This is a genomic window from Glycomyces artemisiae, from assembly GCF_003002955.1.
In the GTDB taxonomy this organism is placed as follows: Bacteria; Actinomycetota; Actinomycetes; order Mycobacteriales; family Micromonosporaceae; genus Glycomyces; species Glycomyces artemisiae.
The window spans coordinates 1-19,433 of the sequence record NZ_PVTJ01000004.1 but is presented as its reverse complement, the minus strand read 5'-3'; the positions used below and the strand labels follow the sequence as shown (position 1 = coordinate 19,433).

Sequence of the window (19,433 nt, the reverse complement as noted above, 5' to 3'; positions counted from 1 at the left end):
CGCTCCACGCGTCTTCGGGGCGGAGGAGGACTCAACATGCGGCTCACGAAAAGCCATGTCGTCAGCGGGGTGCTCGCCGTCGCGCTGCTCGGCGCGACGGCCACCGCCTGGTACTTCGCTGCGCAGGCGCGGACCCCGGCCCAGAGGGCCGAGGAGACCGCCGAACCCGACGACAGCGTCATCACCGTCAGCGTCGACCAGGAGCAGCTGATCGACACCCTCGAATTCGAGGCGGTCCTGGACCGGACCGGCGACTTCGAGGTCCCCGCGCCGACCGCCCCGGAGGGCATCGAGACCGCGCTGGCCTCGAAGATCCCCGTTGAGGTCGGCGACGAGGTCAAGGCCGGGACCGTGCTCCTGGAGGTGTCCGGCCGCCCCATGATCGCCCTCGAAGGCGACGTGCCCGCCTACCGCGATCTCCAGGAGGGCGACACCGGCCCCGACGTGGAGCAGCTGCAACTGGCGCTCCAGCAGATCTACGGCACGCCCAAGACCGGGACGTTCGACTCGCGCACGGCCTCGGACCTGAAGAAGCTCTACGACCACGCCGGGTACGACCACGCCACGACCTCCGAGGAGGTCGCCACCGAGGAGGACGACACCGCCGAAGGCGACACCGGCGACGAGAACACCGAAGGCGGCGAGGAGAACACCGGCGGCGCCCAGACCGAGACCGTCGAGCGCGTGGCGCTGCCCGCCTCCGAGGTCGTGTTCCTGCCCGAGCTGCCCATGCAGGTCTCGAAGGTCAACGCGAAGCAGTCCGCGCCCGTGGAGGGCACCGTCCTGGTGCTCGCCTCCGGCGACTGGAAGCTGGAGGCCGAACTCGACGAGGAGGTCGGCTCCGAGCTGTCGAAGCTCGGCGACGAGGCCGAGCTCGAATACGGCGACGGCCCCTTGGAGGGCCAGGAGGTCGGCGGCTTCGAGCTGGAGACCCGCGAGGTCGAGGGCGAGACCGACCAGTGGAGCGAGGAGGAGGCCCAGACCGTCGAGAAGACGTTCGCGGTCTTCGCGTTCGACGCCGAGGCCGTCGAGGGCATCGACGACCTTGCGCCCGGCGAGGAGCAGGAGGTCACGCTCGTGCGGGCCCGCTCCGCGGAGGACGCGCTCATCGTGCCGCTCTCGGCACTGTGGACCGACTCCGAGGGCCGGACCATGATCACCGTGCTCGAAGAGGACGGCACGACCGAGCGGCACATCGAAGTGGACGTGAGCCTGCGCCACGAAGGCCGCGGCGTGGTCGTCCCCGTCGAGGGCGAGCTCGCGGCCGGGGACGAGGTCGTGATCGCCTGGCGCGACCGGGGCAACGGCTGATGGCCCGCCGCCGGCGCGAACCCGAGACCGACACCGAGCTCCTGGAGTACGTCGTCCCCGACGGGGAAGGCGCCGAAGGAGAGCCGCAGGGACGCAAAGCCCGCCGCGCCGCCAAGAAGGCCGCGAAGCAGGCCGCCGAGGACGAGCGGGACGCGATCCCGAAGGCCAAGGGCCGCTTCGGGGTCCGCTCGATGGGCATCGCGTACGAGGCGTTCCAGTCGCTGCGCGGGCGCTCGATGCGCACGTGGATGACCGCGATCGGCATCGCCCTGGGCATCGCCGCCACGGTCGCGACCGTGGGCCTGTCGTCCACATCGGCCGCCGCCATCGCCGAGCGGTTCGACGCGACCGAGGCCACCCAGGTCACCGTGTCGTTCTCCGACACGATGAGGGACGCCGGGTACGGGCCCACCCTCGAAGCCGCGCAGCGGGTCCGCGAGATCAACGGCGTCGCCGACGCCGGGATCGTCTGCGGCTCCACCGACGACCTCGCCGCCTCCCGCACCGAAGCGGGCGACTACGTGCGCGAGGTCCCCGTGTTCGGCATGGAGCCGGGCGCGATGGCCGCGTACGGGTTCGAGTTCACGCAGGGAGCGGCCTTCGACGAGGGCCACGTCGCCCGCGGCGACCAGGTCGCCGTCATCGACGAGTCCGCCGCCCGCGACCTCGGCTACACGTCCCTCGAAGGCGGGCCGATGATCTACATCGACGGCCGCGAGTACGCCCTCATCGGCGTCTACCAGGCCCCCGAAGGCGAAGCGAAGCTCACCGGCGCCGTCGTCGTCCCGCCGACCCCGTGCATCGAGGCCGACCCCGAGTACGCGGCCGGGCAGGTGTTCATCCGCACCGACCTGGGCGCGGCCGACAAGGTCGCCGACACCGCCCCGACCGCGGTGTTCCCCGAAGGCCCCGACAACCTGTCGGTGTCCAAGCCCTCCGACCTCCGCTCGTTCCGCAAAGGCGTGGAGAACGAGATGCAGGCGCTCCTGCTCGGCCTCGCGGCCGTCTCGCTCGTGATCGGCGCCGTCTCGGTCTCCAACACCGCGCTCGTGTCGGTCATGGAGCGCCGAAGCGAGATCGGCCTGCGGCGCGCCGTCGGGGCCGCCCGCAGGGCCGTGGCGATGCAGTTCGTGTGGGAGTCGACGCTCATCGGGCTCATCGGCGGCCTCGTCGGCACGGTCCTGGGCGTGAACGTCACCGCGTTCGTGTCCCTCTACCGCGACTGGCAGATCGTCTTCGACCCCGCCCTGTTCGCGGCCGGGCCCGTCATCGGCGCCGTCGTCGGCATCGTCGCCGGCGTCTACCCCGCCTGGCGCGCCTCCAGAATCCCACCCGCGGTCACCCTGAGGACCTGACGCTCGTTAGACCCCGCGTGAACCTCATCGAGGACGCCCGGGACCTGTTCCTGCCCGCCGCCTGCGCCTCCTGCCGGAGCGCCCGGGCGGCGGGCGGCGGCGTCTGGAGGGGCCTGTGCCCCGACTGCGCCCAGGAGCTGCGGGACCTGCGCCCGCGCCTCGCGACACCCCACCACGCCGCCCCGCCCGCCGTGGCCGCCGGGCCCTACGCGGGCGCGCTCGCCGAAGCCCTCAACGAGTACAAGGAGCGGTCCCGCCGCGAGCTCGCCCCCGCCCTCGGCCGCCTCCTCGCCGGAGCCCTCGCCGTCGTCGCCCCCGAGGTCCCCGGCGCCGTGCTCGTCCCCGTCCCGCCCACCGCCGCGGCCCGCCGCGCCCGCGGCTTCGACCACGTCGCCGGCATGGCCGCCGGGCTCGGCGACCTGCGCCCGTGCCTGCGGGCCCGCCCGCGCCCCGACTCGGTCGGCCTGACCCCCGCCCAGCGCGAGGAGGCCGCCCGCCGGAGCCTGCGCCCCGCCCGCGCGATCCGGGCGCTGGCCGCCTCGGGCCGCCCCGCGATCCTCGTCGACGACGTCGTCACCACCGGCGCCACGCTCCGCGCCGCGGCGCTGGTGCTGCGGGACGCGGGCATAGAGGTCCCCGCGGCGGTCGTCGTCGCGGCGGCCTGAACCGCACTCCAGGGGTTTGCGGGACGGGAGTGCGGCAATCCTCCTTATGTCATGATCCCGACAACCCCGTCTGGAGGGTTCGAACGCGAATGCGAAGAGTTGTCTCGGTTCCGCCGGAATCCGTGCGCGCACCCTCGGAGCATTGGAGAATTCCGGTAGCCGAAGGGTCGACTTTCGGTGAGCGAGGGGTTAGTCTCGAAATCTCAGATCGGTAACGAGACGGCAGAGGCCAGTTGGCCCAAAGGTGAACGCCCCCTTCTACAGAGGTGTTCGCATCCGTCCTGACCGTGAAGGGAGGTCGCTCCATCCGCCGTACCGGAACCACGGCTCCGGACCCAGCACACGCAACTACGTCAGCGCCGCGGAAGCGCGCGGCGCACCTGGGAGGTTCAGAGGTGGACATCGTCGTCAAGGGCCGGAACGTAGAGGTCCCCGACCACTACCGCGGTCTCGTCGAAGAGAAGATCGAGGGCAAGATCGCGAAGTACCTCGCCCGCTACGACGGGGAGGCGATCAAGATCGACGTCGAGCTCTATCACGAGCCCAATCCCCGCCAGGCCGACCATGCGCAGCGCGTCGAGATCACGTGCCGCCCGAAGGGCGCGGTCATCCGCGCCGAGGCGTGCGCCGGGGACTTCAGGTCCGCGTTCGAGCTCGCGGTGACCAAGCTCGGCCACCAGCTCCGCAAGACCTCCGACCGCAAGCGCGTCTCGCGCGGCGGCACCAAGGCCCCGATCTCGGTGGCCGAGGCGACCGCGAACGGCGGCGGCCGCATCCCCGAGGGCGCGACCCTCGTGGCGGAGCCCGACGCGAAGGAGCGCGCCGCGCGCGCCCGCTTCATCTCCGAGGACGTCGACCACTTCGACGGCCTCGTCGAGGACCACCTGCCGGGCCGGATCGTCCGCGAGAAGATCCACCCCGGCGAGCCGATGACCGTCGACGACGCCCTCCAGAACATGGAGCTCGTCGGCCACGACTTCTACCTCTTCCACGACAAGGAGACCGGCCGCCCGTCCGTCGTGTACCGCCGCAGGGCCTTCGACTACGGCCTGCTCAAGCTCGACCTCTAGGACCGCGTAGCGAGAGGGGCCCCGGCGGATGCCGGGGCCCCTTTTTCTCAACGATCTTCACGCGTTCGGGTCAGCCCTCCAGGGCCGAGCCGGACTTCCAGTCGTCCCAGGACTTGATCCAGAAGCCCCAGCCGTTGTTCCACGGCATCTCGCGCGGGGAGCCGGTGACGTCGACCGGGTCGCCGCGCTGGGCGATCCCGTAGAACCACTCGGCGTTCGAGTCGCTCGCGTTCAGGCAGCCGTGCGAGAGGTTCGCCGAGCCGAGGCTCCCGTTCCAGGGGGCGCCGTGGACGAACTCGCCGGAGGCGTTGATGCGGGTGGCCCACTTGACGGGCGTCGAGTAGTAGCCCTCGTCGCCCTCCTCGCGGCCGGGCGAGACCATGACCTTGTCGGCGAACTTCTCCATGACCAGGTGGACGCCGGTGGCCGTGTAGTACTCCCACTCCTCGCCGTTGCCGCCCGAGATCGGGATCTCCTTCTCCACCTCGCCGTCGAACTTGACGGTCATGGTGTGGGTCTCCAGGTCCGCGTGGGAGGTCTGCGACCGCCCGATCTCCATGACGGCCTCGTAGTTCTCGTCGCCCCACGTGTCGCCGCCGAGGAAGACGCCGTCGAAGTTCGCCGTGAAGGTGACCTTCTGGTACGGCTGCCAGTACTCCTTCGTGCGGTAGATCGCCTGGGAGTCGCTGATCCAGTGCCAGGCCCCCTCGTGGCCCAGCTCGGACTCGACCTTGAGGTTCTTCTCGACCTCGGCCCGGTCGGGGGCGTCCTCGGTGAAGAACACGATGATCGGCGCGCCGACGCCGACGGTCTCGCCCTCCACGATCGGCGTCACGTCGGCCACCCCGAAGCCGGTGCCGTCGCGGCGCTCGGTGGTGAAGGTCTGCTCGAACTCGGTGACGGTGCCGTCTGAGCTGACGGCCTTCGCGGCGACGGTGTGGACCGAGCCCGCGTCCATCACGCCTTTCGAGGTCCAGGAGGTGAGGTCCTCGGCGAAGTCGCCTTCGATGGTCTTGGACCGGTCGGAGGTCACGTTGACCTCTTCGAGGATGCCGTCCACCACGGTGAGGTTGAACGGCTGGGACGGATCATGGTCGTCGACGGCGTCGAGCGACACTACGGGCACGATCGGGGCCGGCGTGAACGTCCCCTGCTGGGGTTCGGCGCACGCGGCAAGCGAGAGCAGCGACGTCGCCGAGGCAGCGGCGACGAAGGACCGGCGTTTCAAAGGGGGTTCCTCCACAAAGCGAAGCGACGCGATAACTATATCTCCGACGCCCGGCCCCACCCCTTGGGTTGCACGCTAGTCGCTGCTCAACACAGCCCACACCAACGTGTCGCGCCTGCGGCCCGCCAGCGTCGGCAGTCCGCCGCGCTCCACGCCCTCCAGGCGGAAGCCCGCGCGGCGCAGCACCGCCTGCGAAGCGGTGTTGTGGAGGTCCGTCCCGGCCCACACCCGGTCGAGCCCGACCTCGCGGAACGCCCATGTCCGCACCAGGTTCACCGCTCGCGTCGCGTACCCGCGGCCGCGCACCGACGCGCGCAGGTCGTAGCCGATCATGCCGGTGCCGACGATCCGCGCCACGTCGTACAGCCCGATCGTGCCCTGGTAGCCCTCGCCGTCGTCGATGACCATGAGGGCGCTGCGCCCGCGCAGCCAGTCGACCGCGGCCCGCCACTCGCACACCTCGCGGGCCTCCTCGGCGCTCGGCGGGAGCGGCAGCGCCGCCCCGGCGTACACGTCGGGGCTGGAGCGGTGCCGCAGGTGGGCCTCGAAGTCGCCGGCGCCGAGCGGCCGGAGCGTGATGACGCCGTCGGAGAGCGTCCCGCCGGGCAGGTCCGGCAGGACCCGCGGGGACGGGCCGGTGCCGTCGCCCGGGAGCAGGCCGAGGGTGAGCGCGTGGGTGCCGTCCCAGGCCGCACCGCGGGCGACGCCGCCGTCGGGCCGGAAGCCCGCGCCGAGCGCCGAGCGGATCGCGGCGTGGTCGCGCACGGGCGGGCGCGCTTCGAGCCGGTGCGCCCCCGCCTCGAACACGACCGGCGCGACCGCGCGGAGCATCGCCGAGGCGAGCCGCTTCCCGCGCCGCTCGGGGGCGACCCAGTACCGCACCGAGACGACCCCGGAGCCCTCGAACCCGAGGGCGCCCCACACCGCCTCGCCTTCGGGGGACACCGCCACGGCGTCGGGCTCGAAACCGCAGTCCACGGTGGTCGCGGCGTCGGACGGCCGCAGCACGAACGCCGTCGTCGCGACGGGTTCGAAGAAATTCACGTCCCCAGACAAGCAGCCCAGGGGCGGTGCGTCAACCGTTTGAGGAGTCTGATTCGCACCGGATGGCCCGGATCAGCGCGCCAGTTCCTCGGGGAACAGGCTCGCGATCACGGAGTCCCGGCGGCCCAGCGGGCCGCTGCGCATCCGCCGCCGCACGCCCTCCACCGTGAACCCCGCCTTCTGCGCGACGCGCAGCGACGCCTCGTTCTCCGGGTCGGCCCGCCACTCGATGCGCTCCAGAGCGAGCGAGTCGAACCCGAGGCGGCACAGGCGCTTGACGGCGGCGGTCATCCACCCGCGCCCGCGCGCCCACGGCGCCGTCAGGTACCCGACCTCCGACTCGCCCGGCTCGCGGAGCATGAGCTCGACGGAGCCGCAGTAGCGGTCGTGCTCGTCGGCGAGGACGTACAGGACGCGCTCGCCGAGGTCCCAGGCGCGGCGCTTGTCGCGCAGGAACTGCTCGGCGTCGGACCGCGCGTAGTCGCGCGGCATGGGCGTGAACCGCTGCACCTCCGGGTCGGCGCAGGCCGCCGCCACGTCGTCGAGGTCCGCCTCTTTCAAGGGCCGCAACCGCAGTCCCGCGGCGCCGGTCTCCAGATCGGGCTGCGGTGCGGTGAAGAACGCGGCCTGGCGCTTGAGGATCCCGTAGTGCGGGGGCGGGTCGTCGGGGCCGCGCAGGTCTCCGGGGAGCATCCCGCCGATCCAGCAGTCGCGGGTGACGCCGCGCTGGTTGACGCCGCCGCGCGAGACCCCTTCGACGGTGAACCCGGTGCGCAGGGCCGCGAGGCGCGAGGCGTGGTTGCCGACGATCGCGTCCCACGCGATGCGGCGGGCGCCGAGCCGGTCGAACCCGAACGCGACGGCCGCGCGGATGCCGCGCTGGGCGACGCCGCGGCCCCGCGCCCACGGCGCGGTCACGTAGGTGATCGTCATCTCGCCGGGAAAGGACTTCGTCAGGGCCATGGAGCCGACGAGCACGCCGTCCTCCTCGACGGCCCACCGCGGGTTCTCCCCGCCCCAGTGGCGCCGCTGCACCTCCACGAACCGCTGCCGCGCCGAGCCGCCCCACGGCAGGGGCATGACGAGGAACCGCTTGATGAGCGGATCGGCGTAGATCCGGGCCAGATCGGGCAGGTGCCGCTGCTCCCAGGCGACGAGCCGCAGGCCGTCGGCATCGAGGGTGACGGGTTCCATAGCCTCCGATTGTGCCCCACCAACGGCCGTCAGGACCAGCCGCCGCCTACGCGTAGTATTGACCGGGATATCCACCCGATCTGGTCAAGACGTTGCTGGGGGCTGATCTTCCGTGTCGTTGTTCGAGAAGGTACTGCGGGCCGGCGAGGGCCGCGCGCTCAAGCGACTCAACGCGATCGCCGACGCGGTCGACTCCTTGGAAGACGAGTACAAGGCGCTCACCGACGCCGAGCTGCGCGCGCTCACCGACGAGTACAAGGAGCGCCTGAAAGACGGCGAGACCACCGACGACCTCATGCCCGAGGCGTTCGCCACAGTCCGCGAGGCGGCCTGGCGCGTCCGCGGGATGCGCCACTACCACGTGCAGCTCATGGGCGGCGCCGCATTGCACCAGGGCAACATCGCCGAGATGAAGACCGGCGAGGGCAAGACCCTCGTCTCGACCCTCCCCGTCTACCTCAACGGGCTCACCGGCAAGGGCGTCCACCAGGTCACCGTCAACGACTACCTGGTCCGCCGCGACGCCGAGTGGATGGGCGAGATCCACCGCTTCCTGGGCCTGTCCGTCGGCGTCGTGCTCCCCGGCGAGGGCTCGGAGAAGCACCGCGAGGCCTACCTCGCCGACGTCACGTACTCCACGAACAACGAACTGGCCTTCGACTACCTGCGCGACAACATGACCGCCTCCGCGGACAGCCTCGTGCAGCGCGGCCACCACTTCGCGCTCGTCGACGAGGTCGACTCGATCCTCATCGACGAGGCCCGCACCCCGATCATCATCTCGGGCCCCGCCGAGCACTCCAAGCGCTGGTACACGGAGTTCGCGAACATCGTCCGCTCGATGAAGCGCGACGAGCACTACGAGGTCGACGAGGGCAAGCGCACCATCGCGATCTCCGAGGCCGGCGTGGCCCGCGTGGAGGACCGCCTCGGCATCGAGAACCTCTACGACTCGGTGAACACTCCGCTCGTCGGCTACCTGAACAACGCCATCAAGGCGCAGGAGCTGTTCGAGCGCAACCGCGAGTACATCGTCTCCGAGGACGACGAGGTGCTCATCGTCGACGAGTTCACCGGCCGCGTCCTGCCGGGCCGCCGCTTCAACGAGGGCATCCACCAGGCCATCGAGGCCAAGGAGAAGGTGGAGATCAAGCAGGAGAACCAGACGTTCGCCACCACCACCCTCCAGAACTACTTCCGCCTCTACGAGAAGCTCGCGGGCATCACCGGCACCGCGCAGACCGAGGCGTCGGAGTTCAACAACGTCTACGGCATGGGCGTCATCCCGATCCCCACGAACAAGCCGATGATCCGCCGCGACCAGCCCGACGTCATCTACAAGACCGAAGAGGCGAAGTTCCAGGCCGTCGTCGACGACATCGCCGAGCGCCACGAGACCGGCCAGCCGGTCCTCGTCGGCACCGTCTCGGTCGAGAAGTCGGAGATGCTCGCGCGCCTGCTGAAGAAGCGCGGCATCCCGCACAACGTGCTCAACGCGAAGAACCACGCGAAGGAAGCCGAGTACATCGCGCAGGCGGGCCAGCGCGGCGCCGTCACCGTCGCCACCAACATGGCCGGGCGCGGCACCGACATCATGCTCGGCGGCAACCCCGAGTACCTCGCGGCCTCCGACCTGCGCGCGCGCGGCGTCGACGACGCCGACGAGGAGACCTACTCGGCCGCGTGGGCCGAGGCCATCGAGAAGTTCGAGGAGACGACCAAGGCCGAGGCCGAGGACGTCAAGGACGCGGGCGGCCTGTACGTGCTCGGCACCGAGCGCCACGAGTCGCGCCGCATCGACAACCAGCTGCGCGGCCGCGCGGGCCGCCAGGGCGACCCGGGCGAGTCCCGGTTCTACCTGTCGCTCTCGGACGACCTGATGAAGCGGTTCAACGCGGACGCCGTGCGCGCCATGATGAACCGGATGCGCGTCCCCGACGACGTGCCGATCGTCTCGAAGCTCGTGACCCGCCAGATCGAGTCGGCGCAGTCGCAGATCGAGGGCCACAACGCGGAGATCCGCAAGAACGTCCTCAAGTACGACGAGGTCATGAACAACCAGCGCACCGTCATCTACGACGAGCGGCGCAAGGTCCTCGACGGCGAGGACGTGTCCGAGCAGATCGGGCACTTCATCGACGACGTCCTGGAGGCGTACGTCGCGGGCGCCACGAGCGAGGGCTACGGCGAGGACTGGGACCTCGACGAGCTGTGGTCGGCGTTCAAGCAGCTGTACCCGATCGCCTTGTCGCACAAGGAGGTCGTGAAGCAGGCGGGCGGGCTCGACGAGCTCGACGCCGAGACGCTCCTCAAGGCCGTCAAGGAGGACGCGCACGAGGTCTACGCCGCGCGCGAAGAGGAGTTCGGCGAAGAGGTGCTGCGGAAGCTGGAGCGGCGGGTGCTGCTCCAGACGATCGACCGGAAGTGGCGCGAGCACCTGTACGAGGTGGACTACCTCAAGCAGGGCATCAGCCTGCGGGCGTACGCGCAGCGCGATCCGGTCATCGAGTACCAGCGCGAGGCGTTCGACATGTTCCAGACGATGCTCGACGGCATCAAGGAGGACACGGTCCGCTTCCTGATGAACGCCGAGCTGAAGGCCAAGCCCGCCGAGGGCGGGGCGGCGGCCGAGCCGGAGGCGACGATCCGCGGCTTGGAGCCGCTGCGCAAGCCGGAGATGCTGCTCCAGTCGGCGCCGTCGATGGACAACGCGAGCGGCGTGGAGAGCCAGGCGACGACCGAGGACGGCGCGGTGTTCAAGCGCCCGCCGAAGCCGGTCGCGGGCCAGAAGCGCGACGTGAAGCGCACCCCGGGCGCGGGCCAGAAGGGCGCCGCGAAGGTCGCCCCGAAGTCGGCGCGATCGGCCGGTCCGCGCAAGGCCGCGACCGCGCCGCCCGCGCAGCAGGCGAACCCGGGCCAGCGGCACGTCGAGAAGGTCGGCCCGAACGCCCCGTGCCCGTGCGGTTCGGGCAAGAAGTACAAGCGCTGCCACGGCGCGCCCGGCGGCACCGCCGACTAGGGCGCAGACTAAGGGCATGGCGCGAATCTACGTACCCGCGAACGCGGCGATGCTGCGGACGCTGGCCGACACCGGCGAGCTCAAGCCGGTGTCGGCCGTCCACACCGTGACCTCCTGGCTGCGGCGCGAGGCGCCGGGGGCCGACGAGGAGGACCTGGAGTACACGGCGTTCGACGACGCGGCGTTCGCGTCGCTGGCGCTGCTGCCGGGGTCGGAGCCGCGCCGGGTCGTGGTCTCCGCCGACGTCCCTGACGAGCGCGTCACCGCGCACGCCGAGGGCACGGGCGCGGACTTCGACGGGGACGTGAAGCTCAAGCGCGTCGCGGCGGTTCACATGGACGACGCCGATGCCGCCGCGGTCATCGCCGCGGCGGGCACCGCGGACGAGCTCGCCGCGGTCGAGGAGCACGTCCTCGACTGGTACGCCCCGTCGGAGCTTCAGGAGCTCTTGGCGGCCTTGGGCGTCTTAGGGAGCAGGAACCCGTAGGCGAAGACCGCGCACAGCGCCCCGGCGAACAGCGCGGTCATCGACCCGTTGTACTGCCACTGGAAGCTGAGGGCGAGGAAGGCCTGGTCGAGCGGGGCGACCTCGTTCAGGCCGACGTTCAGGAGCACCTCGACGCCGATCTGGGCGAGGATCGTGGCGGCGAGCCAGACCGCGCCGGGCACGGCCCCCGCGAGCAGGTGCCCGAGGAGCTTGACGCCCGCCTTCTTCTGACGCAGGTACAGGAACGCGCACACGCCGCAGGCGATCCCGGCGATGAAGGGGATGGCGGTGCCGAGCGCGCCGTACTCGTCGAGCGGGTCGGAGAACAGGCTCACCGAGGACGCGGCCTCGTAGAAGCCGCGGCCGAACATGAACGCCAGCAGCAGGAGCACCGCGCTCAGCCCGGCGACCGCGGGGACGCTGCGCTTGGGCAGCGCGAACAGGCCGCCGACGAGCGCGGAGGCGAGCAGGACGAGGCCGAGGACCAGCGCGATGTCGGCGTCCACCCCGAACCCGAGGTAGGCGACAGTGCCGGTGACGAGGCCGGTGACGAGCGCGCCGAGGACCGCGAGGGCCTTCTGCGGGCCCGGGAGCAGCCGCGGCGCGACCGTGCCGGCGACGGCTCCGGCGAAGACGGTGACGATGATGGGGCTGAACAGGCTGTTCGCCAGGAGCATGACGCCGGTGTCGTCGAGGCCGTCGGCCATGCCGGTGAGGCGGTACAGGGAGTAGACGACGCCCGCCAGGGAGGCGACGGCGGCGCCGCCGAGGACCCACAGCGCGACTCGGCCCGGCCGGGGCTCGGCTGCGGCGGTGGCGGACTCGGCGGTTGCGGCTGGCTGCTCCTGCGTGTTGGTCACGACCCCCAGAGTACGGATGCGCCGCCGCGGCGCACTGCTCGGTCGGGCGGGTGTGGCCCGGGGCCCCCGCGCGGGGTCTTTGTTCCCATCGCACCAGTTCGCAAGGCCCGGACTGTGCGAGGATGGCGGTAGCGACACCGGTCTAGTAACCTCGTGTTCAAAGCCAAGTGATCCTAATATCCGTCGAATCAACGGGAGTGCGCGATGGACGCCTTGTTTACGGTACCCACACCGGAGAACGAACCGGTCAATTCGTACGCGCCCGGGACGCCCGAGCGCGAGAGCCTCCAGAAGAAGCTCGCCGAGCTCGCCGCGACCCGCCTGGACCTCGACCACAACATCGCGGGACAGTGGCGCCGCGGCACCGGCGCCGAGATCGAGGTCGTCCAGCCCCACAACCGCCACCACGTGCTCGGCACCGCCCGCGAGGCCACCGCCGGGGAGTGGGCCGACGCCGTCGCCGCCGCCAAGGCCGCCCGCCACGACTGGATCCGCACCGACTTCGCCGACCGCGCCGCCGTCTTCCTGCGCGCCGCCGAACTCCTCGCGGGCCCCTACCGCGACACCGTCAACGCCGCGACCATGCTCGGCCAGTCCAAGACCGCCGCGCAGGCCGAGATCGACGCCGCGTGCGAGCTCATCGACTTCCTGCGCTTCAACGTCTCCTTCGCCGAAGGCATCTACCGGCACCAGCCGAACTCCTCCAAGGGCCTGTGGAACCGCATGGACCACCGCCCCCTCGACGGGTTCGTCCTCGCGATCACCCCGTTCAACTTCACCGCCATCTCCGGGAACCTCCCCACCGCCCCGGCCCTCATGGGCAACACCGTGGTGTGGAAGCCCTCGCCGACCCAGCAGTTCGCCGCGCACGTCGTCATGCAGGTGCTCCTGGAGGCGGGCCTGCCGCACGGCGTCATCAACATGGTGACCGGCGTCGGCGAGCACTCCGAGGTCGCGCTCCTGGACGCCGACCTCGGCGGCATCCACTTCACCGGCTCCACCAGGACCTTCCAGCACCTGTGGTCCACCGTGGGCGCCAACATCGGCGGCTACCGCACCTACCCGCGCCTGGTCGGCGAGACCGGCGGCAAGGACTTCATCATCGCCCACCCCAGCGCCGACCCGCACGCGCTCGCGGTCGCGATGGTCCGCGGCGCCTACGAGTACCAGGGCCAGAAGTGCTCCGCGCTCTCGCGGACCTACGTGCCCGCCTCGCTGTGGAAGCACGGCCTGCGCGACGCCGTCGTCGGCATGACCGAGGACATCACCTACGGCGACGTCACCGACTTCGCCAACTTCGGCGGCGCCGTCATCGACGCCCGCGCCTACGCCAAGCACACCGCGCTCTTCGAACGCCTGCAAGGGGACGCGAAGGCCACCGTCGTCACCGGCGGCACCGCCGACGACTCGCAGGGCTTCTTCGTGCAGCCCACGCTCATCGAGTCCACGGACCCGACCCACGAGCTGTTCACCGAGGAGTACTTCGGGCCGATCAACGCCGTCCACGTCTACGACGACGCCGACTTCGACACCGTCGTGGGCCAGGCCGCCGACATCGCCCCGTACGCGCTCACCGGCGCGGTCTTCGCCACCGACCGGGCCGCCATCGCCCGCGCGAGCGAGGCCCTCCGCTTCGCCGCCGGGAACTACTACATCAACGACAAGCCCACCGGCGCGGTCGTCGGCCAGCAGCCCTTCGGCGGCTCCCGCGGCTCGGGCACCAACGACAAGGCCGGCTCCTGGCAGAACCTCGTCCGCTGGGTCAGCCCCCGCTCCATCAAGGAGAACTTCCTCCCGCCGACGGAGTACCGCTACCCGCACCAGGGCTAGTGCCGCACACCTAGGGTCCGGGACCGCGAGGTCCCGGACCCTGTGCTTTGCCGTCATACTCTGGGTATACTCAAGGTATGACCGACATGACTACGATCAAGGTGCCGGTGGAGCTGCGGGACCGCATCTCCCGCCTCGCTCGCAGTCGGCATGTGTCGATGGCGGTCGCGGTCGAGCACGCCCTCGACGCCGCCGAGACCGAGGAATTCTGGGCGCAGGTCCGGGCCACCATGACCACGCCGGAAGCCCGCGCCGACATCCTCCGAGAGACCGAGGAGCTGTCAGGGACGATCCGCGACGGACTCGAACCCGAGGACTGGAGCGAGTACGAGTGAACCGCGGCGACATCTACTTCTGCGACTTCGGCGACCCGATCGGTCGCGAACAGGGTTTCCGGCGCCCCGCGCTGATCGTCTCCCACGACGAGATGTCCCGTGTCGGCATCCCGGTCGTGGTTCCGATCTCCCGCACCCGCAAGGGCTACCCCACCCATGTCGAACTCGAAGGCGCCCTTTCGGTGACGAGTTACGTGCAGTGCGAGCAGATCCGTGCCCTGTCCGCTGAGCGGATGATTCGGCGCATCGGCGTGGCCGACGGTATGGCGATGCTCCAGGTCGAGCTGATCCTCAAGCGCCTGCTCGGTCTGCACTGACCGGGGGTGCGGCCGGAACGATTCCGCCGCTTCCTATGCTTGCCCCATGACGAAGCGTGAGCATCCGCTGAAGGGCGAGTTCGACACCGCCGAAGCCCGCTGGGAGCGCACGACCCACGAGGACGGCACCCCCGCCGCACTGGAGATCGGCTACGCCGACAACGGACTCGTGGCCCTGCGCATGGCCGAGGACCCCGAGGGCGACATCCTCATCTACACCCCGTCGGAGTGGGAGGCCTTCGTCGAGGGCGTCCGCGACGGCGAGTTCGACCTCCCCACTTGGGACGACGAGCCGATCGTCGAGGTCATCGAGGATGACGACGACGAGCCCGCCAAGCCCTAGCCCGCACTTTTCGAAGCGCCCCGGAGTCCGACTCCGGGGCGCTTTGCGCATCCCTCGAACGTGCCAACTTCAGATAGCGCCTTCCGGCGTGTATCCCACCGGTCTCACGGGCCTCTTCCCTGGTGAAAGCCGCGATACCCGTCCAGCCCGTGGCGTTCGCGGCATTCCGGGCTTGAGTGCCTTTCGACCTATCGGAACCGGCGTGGACCCCACGCCTCGCAGAAGGTGAGGAGAATCGATCTCGAAGAGATCCCCCTCCTCGCCCGACAACCGCATAGACCCCCGAAGACGACAAGAGGAGCTCCCATGCGATTGGTGTTCGCGGAGAACGAACCCCATCTGAAGCCCAACCCGCGCCGCGACCACATGTCCGGCGTGCCCGAACTCGCCTACCCGACCCTGGACCGGCACGGCGGCCGCGTCCTCATGCCGGGCCAGGTCGTCCGCACCGCGGGCCGCTCGGCCCCCGTGGGGACCATCTACCGCTACGACCGCCTGCTCGTCGATGAGTCGGTCATCAACGACGACGCGGCCCGCCGCAAGCTCGAAGGCGCGATCCGCCCGACCGGCCTGTCCCTGGAGAGCCAGGCCGCCAACCCGGTCGTCGCGGGCTCCGGCCCGTACCGCGTCCCGGTCGTGAGCACTCACGGCGACCAGGCCGCGGTCGACGCGTGGTCGCTCCTCCAGCGGCTGAAGACCGACACGAGCGACGCGAGCCTTCCTAAAGAGCTCCTGGCGAAGGTCCGCCTGGAGCACTTGATGATCTGCTCGAAGGGCGGCGGCATCGGGGTCGGCACCGGCGAGCCGCCCCTTCCCGGAGGGCCGCACAAGCACTCCATCGGCCGCATCCCCGTCGACATGGTCGCGCCGATGCCCGAGCGCAAGAAGCTGGACCGCAGGCTCCGCGTCGCGGTCCTCGACACCGGTGTTCCCAGCGGGCACCCGGCGTTCGACATCTCCGACCGCAGCGAAGGCAAGGACACCTTCGTGGTGGTCGACCACGCCTTCCAGACGAAGCTCGGGCAGCACAACGACTCACCCGCGCCGCCGCTCGACGACCCCTGGGACGGCCCGGTCCACGAGCCGACCCTCCTCGGCGAGGTCGCCAGCCACTTCGGCCACGGCACCTTCATCACGGGGCTGCTGCGCCAGATGTCCCCGGACGTCCAGGTGTACTCGCTGCGGGTGGTCCACAACGACGGCCTCTCTTACGAGCACGAGATCATCGGCGCGCTCCACCATGTGGCCGAGCAGATCGAGGCCGCCCGCGGCGGCGACGCCGAGGCGTTCGCCGTCGACGTGGTCGTGCTCGCGACGGGCTATGTGGACGAGGCCGCCGACGACCTCCCCGGCGGCTGGATGGGCGACGCGGTGAAGCGGCTGACCAAGCTCGGCGTCCCTGTGGTCGCCGCCGCGGGGAACCAGTCCTCCGACCGGCCGTTCTACCCCGCGGCGTTCGCCGCGCACGAGCAGCCGGAGAACGCCGCGCCGATCCTGAGCGTCGGGGCCCTCAACCCCAACCTCGAAATCGCCATGTTCTCGAACGAGGGCCCGTGGGTCTCGTGCTACGCCACCGGGGCCGGGTTGGTGAGCACGTACCCGTGCGAGGCCGCGGGTTCGCTCGAACCCGAGCGCCGCGCCAAGTCCACGATGCGCAACCGCTTCCGCGAGAGCTACGACTTCGACGACTTCTCCTCCGGCTACGCGGTCTGGAGCGGCACTTCTTTCGCGGCCCCGGTCGCGGCGGCCTACCTCCTGAACGCCATCTCGGAATCGGGAGTGGAAGAGATCCAGGACCCGGTCAAGGCCGCGGAGCGCGCTCACGCGGCCCTCGCCCGGCTGAAGAGTCGCTAGCCTGAAGACATGAACACGATTCCGGCTCAATCGGTGGCGGCGGTCGACTACGACCGGTACGCGCGGCTCTACGTTGCCGCGCGTACCGGCGACCGCATCGCGCAGCGGACCCTGATCGAGGAGCTCACCGAGCCGCTCTGGCGAGTGGCGCGGCGGGCCGGCGTCGATCCGGAGAGCGCCGCCGATGTGGTGCAGACCGCCTGGCTTCGCCTGTGGCGCACCAAGGACGGGTTGGAGAAGCCTCGCGCGCTGACCAAGTGGCTGTACACCACGGTCAGCCGCGAGGCATGGAACGTCGCCCGGCGCGAGAGGCGGGAAGTCGCCTCCGACCCGCTCGACATCAAGGAGCCGATCGTCGAAGGCATCGAGGACGGTTTCGTCCGCGATGACGAACGAGAAGCGGTACGCCGTGCCTTCCTTGCGCAAGACGAGAAGTGCCGGGCGCTGCTCGCCTACGTGGCGGCGTTCCCGCGTCCGGACTACGACGTCATCTCCGAAGAGCTCGGGATGAAAAGGGGGAGCATCGGGCCCACACGGGGCCGGTGCTTGGACAAGATGAGGAAGACCCTGCTGGACGACCCGTCCTGGGGCGCAGGTGAGGAGCGGTATGCAGATGGAACCTGACAAGCGGGACCAGGGCGAGTTCGAACCGTTGGACTCCTGCGACGAGCGGATTCTCGCGGTCATCAACGAGCTCCACCAACGGGACGACCCGATGCCGAGCGATCTCAACGAACGGGTCGAATTCGTACTCGAACTCGAAGCCGCACTCGACGCCAGAGTCGCGTCCGTATATCGGCCCAAGGAATTGACGCTCGTCCGCGGAGAAGCGGAACTGGCGGTGAATCAGGGCGATCCGGCATCGATCACCTTCGACTGCGAAACGGTCACGGTGATGGTCACTCCGCGCCCTTCCGCATTGCAGGAGATGCGCCTCGACGGTTGGATCGGGCCGGAGGGCACCTACGCCGTCGAACTCAGAAGCCCGCAGGGAACCAGGCGGGCCACGACCGACGACACCGGCCGATTCGTACTCGAAGGCCTGCCCAACAACGAGATGTTCCAGTTGATCATCAGGCCCGACGAGGCGTTGCAGCGAGAGGGGCTCCCCGCGGTGGTCGTGACACCCGCTGTGCGCCTGTAGCATGTGAAGAATGCTTCAAAGCGCTTGGCGGTTGTTCACCAGGGGACAGCGCCTCAACCGGCGCGGCCGCATTGCGGAATCCGCAGAGGTACTCGAAAAGGCGCTGTCGTTTCTTGATTGGGACCCTGAACTCCCTCCGGCGACCGGAACTGCGCGAGCGCGACTGACCGCGAAGACGCTCATGGTGATGTCCGTGAACATGGCCCACTTGGGCGAATCCGCGGAGGGCCTGCGACTGCTCGACCTGGCAGAGCCGTTCACCGACCCGGCGGACCGCGGAATCCTGCTTCACCAGCGTGCGTTCAACCTCTGGCAGAGCAGCCGGCTCAACGATGCGGTGCACTGGTTCGAGGAGGCCGAGCCCCACTTGGCCGCGAACGGCCCCGACTACATGTACGCCGCGCTGTTCCACAACCGGGCCATGGTCTGGCGCGACCTCGGCGAGCTGCACAAGGCGATGGAGAGCATCCAGCAGGCGCTCCAGGTCTACGAACGGGTCGATATCCCGGTCAATCGCGCCAAGGCGATCCATCTGGAGGCGCTGATCTGGCTCGACCTCGGTGACGTCACCAAGGCGCTCTTGACCTTCGACGATGTACGGGATCAGTTCCGTCAGTATGCCCCCGACCTCGAATCCTTCGTCGACTTCTCCTACGCCCAAGCCCTCTTCTACGCCGGTATGTACCGGCAGGCGGCGGACCGCTGGGCCGAGGTGGTCGCGGCGCAGCGGTTGGCGGGTAACCGCCGCAGCGCCGCCATCTCCGAGTTCTGGCGCGCGGTGGCCGCACTCCAGGTCAACCGCTTCGAACTCGTCGAGCCTTGGGCTCGGCAGGCCATGGACTCGCTCTACGAGCAGGGCAATGAACCGATGGCGTTCCTCGCCCGCCTCCTGATCCTCCAGGGCCGCTTCGATTCGGGCCAGACAGGCCCTGACTTCGCGGAGAAGGTGGCCGCGCTCTGCGACGCGTTGGAACAGCGCGGCTGGACCCTGCGTCTCGAAGAGGCCAAGATCCTCGCCGCCCGCGCCAAGATCAAGGCGAAGACCTTCGACGGCGTGGAGGAACTGCTCAACGGCGAGTCCGGCGGTTCAGGCTACGACGCGCTCGCCGAGGACCTCGCGCGATACCTTGCGAAGGCCGAACTTGCGATCGCACGCGGCAGAGACCCCATGCCGGAACTGCGAGCCGGACTCGATCTCCTCGACGACTACCGGACCACCTTCGGCTCCGTCGAGTTCCAAGCCGGAGTCTCCGCGCTCGGCGTGCAGTTGGCCGCTAAAGGACTAGGTCGTGTTTACGAACTGAGGAAGCCTCCTGTTGAATCTGTTGTGCTGCAACGGATTTCAATAGGAGGCTTCTGTGTCGAGCCTATCAGGGC

Annotated in this window: 18 protein-coding genes; 14 read left to right on the top strand and 4 right to left on the bottom strand. The window is 70.0% G+C overall.

The features are described from left to right. Window positions 1-36 precede the first annotated feature (36 nt). From B0I28_RS11515 to hpf, 4 genes are all read left to right on the top strand, one after another. Window positions 37-1,311, top strand: coding sequence for a permuted SH3 domain-containing protein (locus B0I28_RS11515; protein ID WP_106363992.1), 1,275 nt, complete (start codon window positions 37-39; stop codon window positions 1,309-1,311). After that, window positions 1,311-2,666 (top strand): ABC transporter permease, encoded by a 1,356-nt coding sequence (locus tag B0I28_RS11510; protein WP_106363991.1) that lies wholly within the window; start codon window positions 1,311-1,313, stop codon window positions 2,664-2,666. Before B0I28_RS11515 ends, B0I28_RS11510 begins: the two co-directional genes overlap by 1 nt. Window positions 2,667-2,683: 17 nt before the next feature. Next, the gene (locus B0I28_RS11505; RefSeq protein WP_106363990.1) at window positions 2,684-3,331 is read left to right on the top strand and encodes a ComF family protein; all 648 of its coding nucleotides are present in this window, start codon (window positions 2,684-2,686) and stop codon (window positions 3,329-3,331) included. Window positions 3,332-3,726: 395 nt separating this feature from the next. Beyond that, complete coding sequence (gene hpf, locus B0I28_RS11500) at window positions 3,727-4,401, top strand: ribosome hibernation-promoting factor, HPF/YfiA family (protein ID WP_106363989.1); 675 nt, start codon at window positions 3,727-3,729, stop codon at window positions 4,399-4,401. A 70-nt stretch (window positions 4,402-4,471) separates the two neighbouring features. On the opposite strand, the gene B0I28_RS11495 is transcribed toward hpf, so the two are convergent. From B0I28_RS11495 to B0I28_RS11485, 3 genes are all read right to left on the bottom strand, one after another. Further along, window positions 4,472-5,629, bottom strand: coding sequence for an Ig-like domain-containing protein (locus tag B0I28_RS11495; protein ID WP_106363988.1), 1,158 nt, complete (start codon window positions 5,627-5,629; stop codon window positions 4,472-4,474). Window positions 5,630-5,704: 75 nt separating this feature from the next. Beyond that, window positions 5,705-6,673 carry a GNAT family N-acetyltransferase gene (locus B0I28_RS11490; protein WP_106363987.1) on the bottom strand — a complete coding sequence of 323 codons (969 nt, stop codon included), beginning with the start codon at window positions 6,671-6,673 and terminating at the stop codon, window positions 5,705-5,707. Window positions 6,674-6,745: 72 nt separating this feature from the next. Beyond that, a complete protein-coding gene (locus tag B0I28_RS11485) occupies window positions 6,746-7,867 on the bottom strand; it encodes a GNAT family N-acetyltransferase (RefSeq protein WP_106363986.1) in 1,122 nt (373 codons plus the stop codon). 112 nt (window positions 7,868-7,979) lie between these two features. Here B0I28_RS11485 and secA point away from each other — a divergent pair, with 112 nt between their 5' ends. Next, entirely contained in the window at window positions 7,980-10,886 is a 2,907-nt protein-coding gene (secA, locus tag B0I28_RS11480; RefSeq protein ID WP_106363985.1) for a preprotein translocase subunit SecA, read from the top strand. A 16-nt stretch (window positions 10,887-10,902) separates the two neighbouring features. Further along, window positions 10,903-11,373 (top strand): DUF6912 family protein, encoded by a 471-nt coding sequence (locus B0I28_RS11475; protein ID WP_146148053.1) that lies wholly within the window; start codon window positions 10,903-10,905, stop codon window positions 11,371-11,373. On the opposite strand, the gene B0I28_RS11470 is transcribed toward B0I28_RS11475, so the two are convergent. Beyond that, the gene (locus tag B0I28_RS11470; RefSeq protein WP_106363983.1) at window positions 11,325-12,233 is read right to left on the bottom strand and encodes a hypothetical protein; all 909 of its coding nucleotides are present in this window, start codon (window positions 12,231-12,233) and stop codon (window positions 11,325-11,327) included. The two genes, B0I28_RS11475 and B0I28_RS11470, sit on opposite strands and share 49 nt — an antisense overlap. Before the next feature lie 204 nt (window positions 12,234-12,437). Between B0I28_RS11470 and pruA the strand changes: the two genes are divergently transcribed. From pruA to B0I28_RS11435, 8 genes are all read left to right on the top strand, one after another. Next, complete coding sequence (gene pruA / locus B0I28_RS11465; protein WP_106363982.1) at window positions 12,438-14,063, top strand: L-glutamate gamma-semialdehyde dehydrogenase; 1,626 nt, start codon at window positions 12,438-12,440, stop codon at window positions 14,061-14,063. Window positions 14,064-14,140: 77 nt separating this feature from the next. Then, complete coding sequence (locus tag B0I28_RS27225; RefSeq protein WP_181245759.1) at window positions 14,141-14,398, top strand: hypothetical protein; 258 nt, start codon at window positions 14,141-14,143, stop codon at window positions 14,396-14,398. After that, window positions 14,395-14,715, top strand: a complete 321-nt coding sequence (locus B0I28_RS11460) for a type II toxin-antitoxin system PemK/MazF family toxin (RefSeq protein WP_181245758.1) — start codon at window positions 14,395-14,397, stop codon at window positions 14,713-14,715. Before B0I28_RS27225 ends, B0I28_RS11460 begins: the two co-directional genes overlap by 4 nt. A 46-nt stretch (window positions 14,716-14,761) precedes the next feature. Further along, window positions 14,762-15,058: a DUF397 domain-containing protein gene (locus B0I28_RS11455; protein WP_106363980.1), complete on the top strand. Its 297-nt coding sequence runs from the start codon at window positions 14,762-14,764 to the stop codon at window positions 15,056-15,058. A 306-nt stretch (window positions 15,059-15,364) separates the two neighbouring features. Beyond that, window positions 15,365-16,912: a S8 family peptidase gene (locus B0I28_RS11450; protein ID WP_146148052.1), complete on the top strand. Its 1,548-nt coding sequence runs from the start codon at window positions 15,365-15,367 to the stop codon at window positions 16,910-16,912. 9 nt (window positions 16,913-16,921) lie between these two features. Next, a complete protein-coding gene (locus B0I28_RS11445) occupies window positions 16,922-17,536 on the top strand; it encodes an RNA polymerase sigma factor (protein WP_106363978.1) in 615 nt (204 codons plus the stop codon). Beyond that, a complete protein-coding gene (locus B0I28_RS11440; RefSeq protein ID WP_146148051.1) occupies window positions 17,526-18,056 on the top strand; it encodes a hypothetical protein in 531 nt (176 codons plus the stop codon). The genes B0I28_RS11445 and B0I28_RS11440 overlap by 11 nt, the downstream gene beginning before the upstream one ends. A 10-nt stretch (window positions 18,057-18,066) precedes the next feature. Continuing rightward, window positions 18,067-19,433, top strand: a 1,367-nt coding sequence (locus B0I28_RS11435; RefSeq protein ID WP_146148050.1) for a hypothetical protein, incomplete at its 3' end; no start/stop codon positions are given.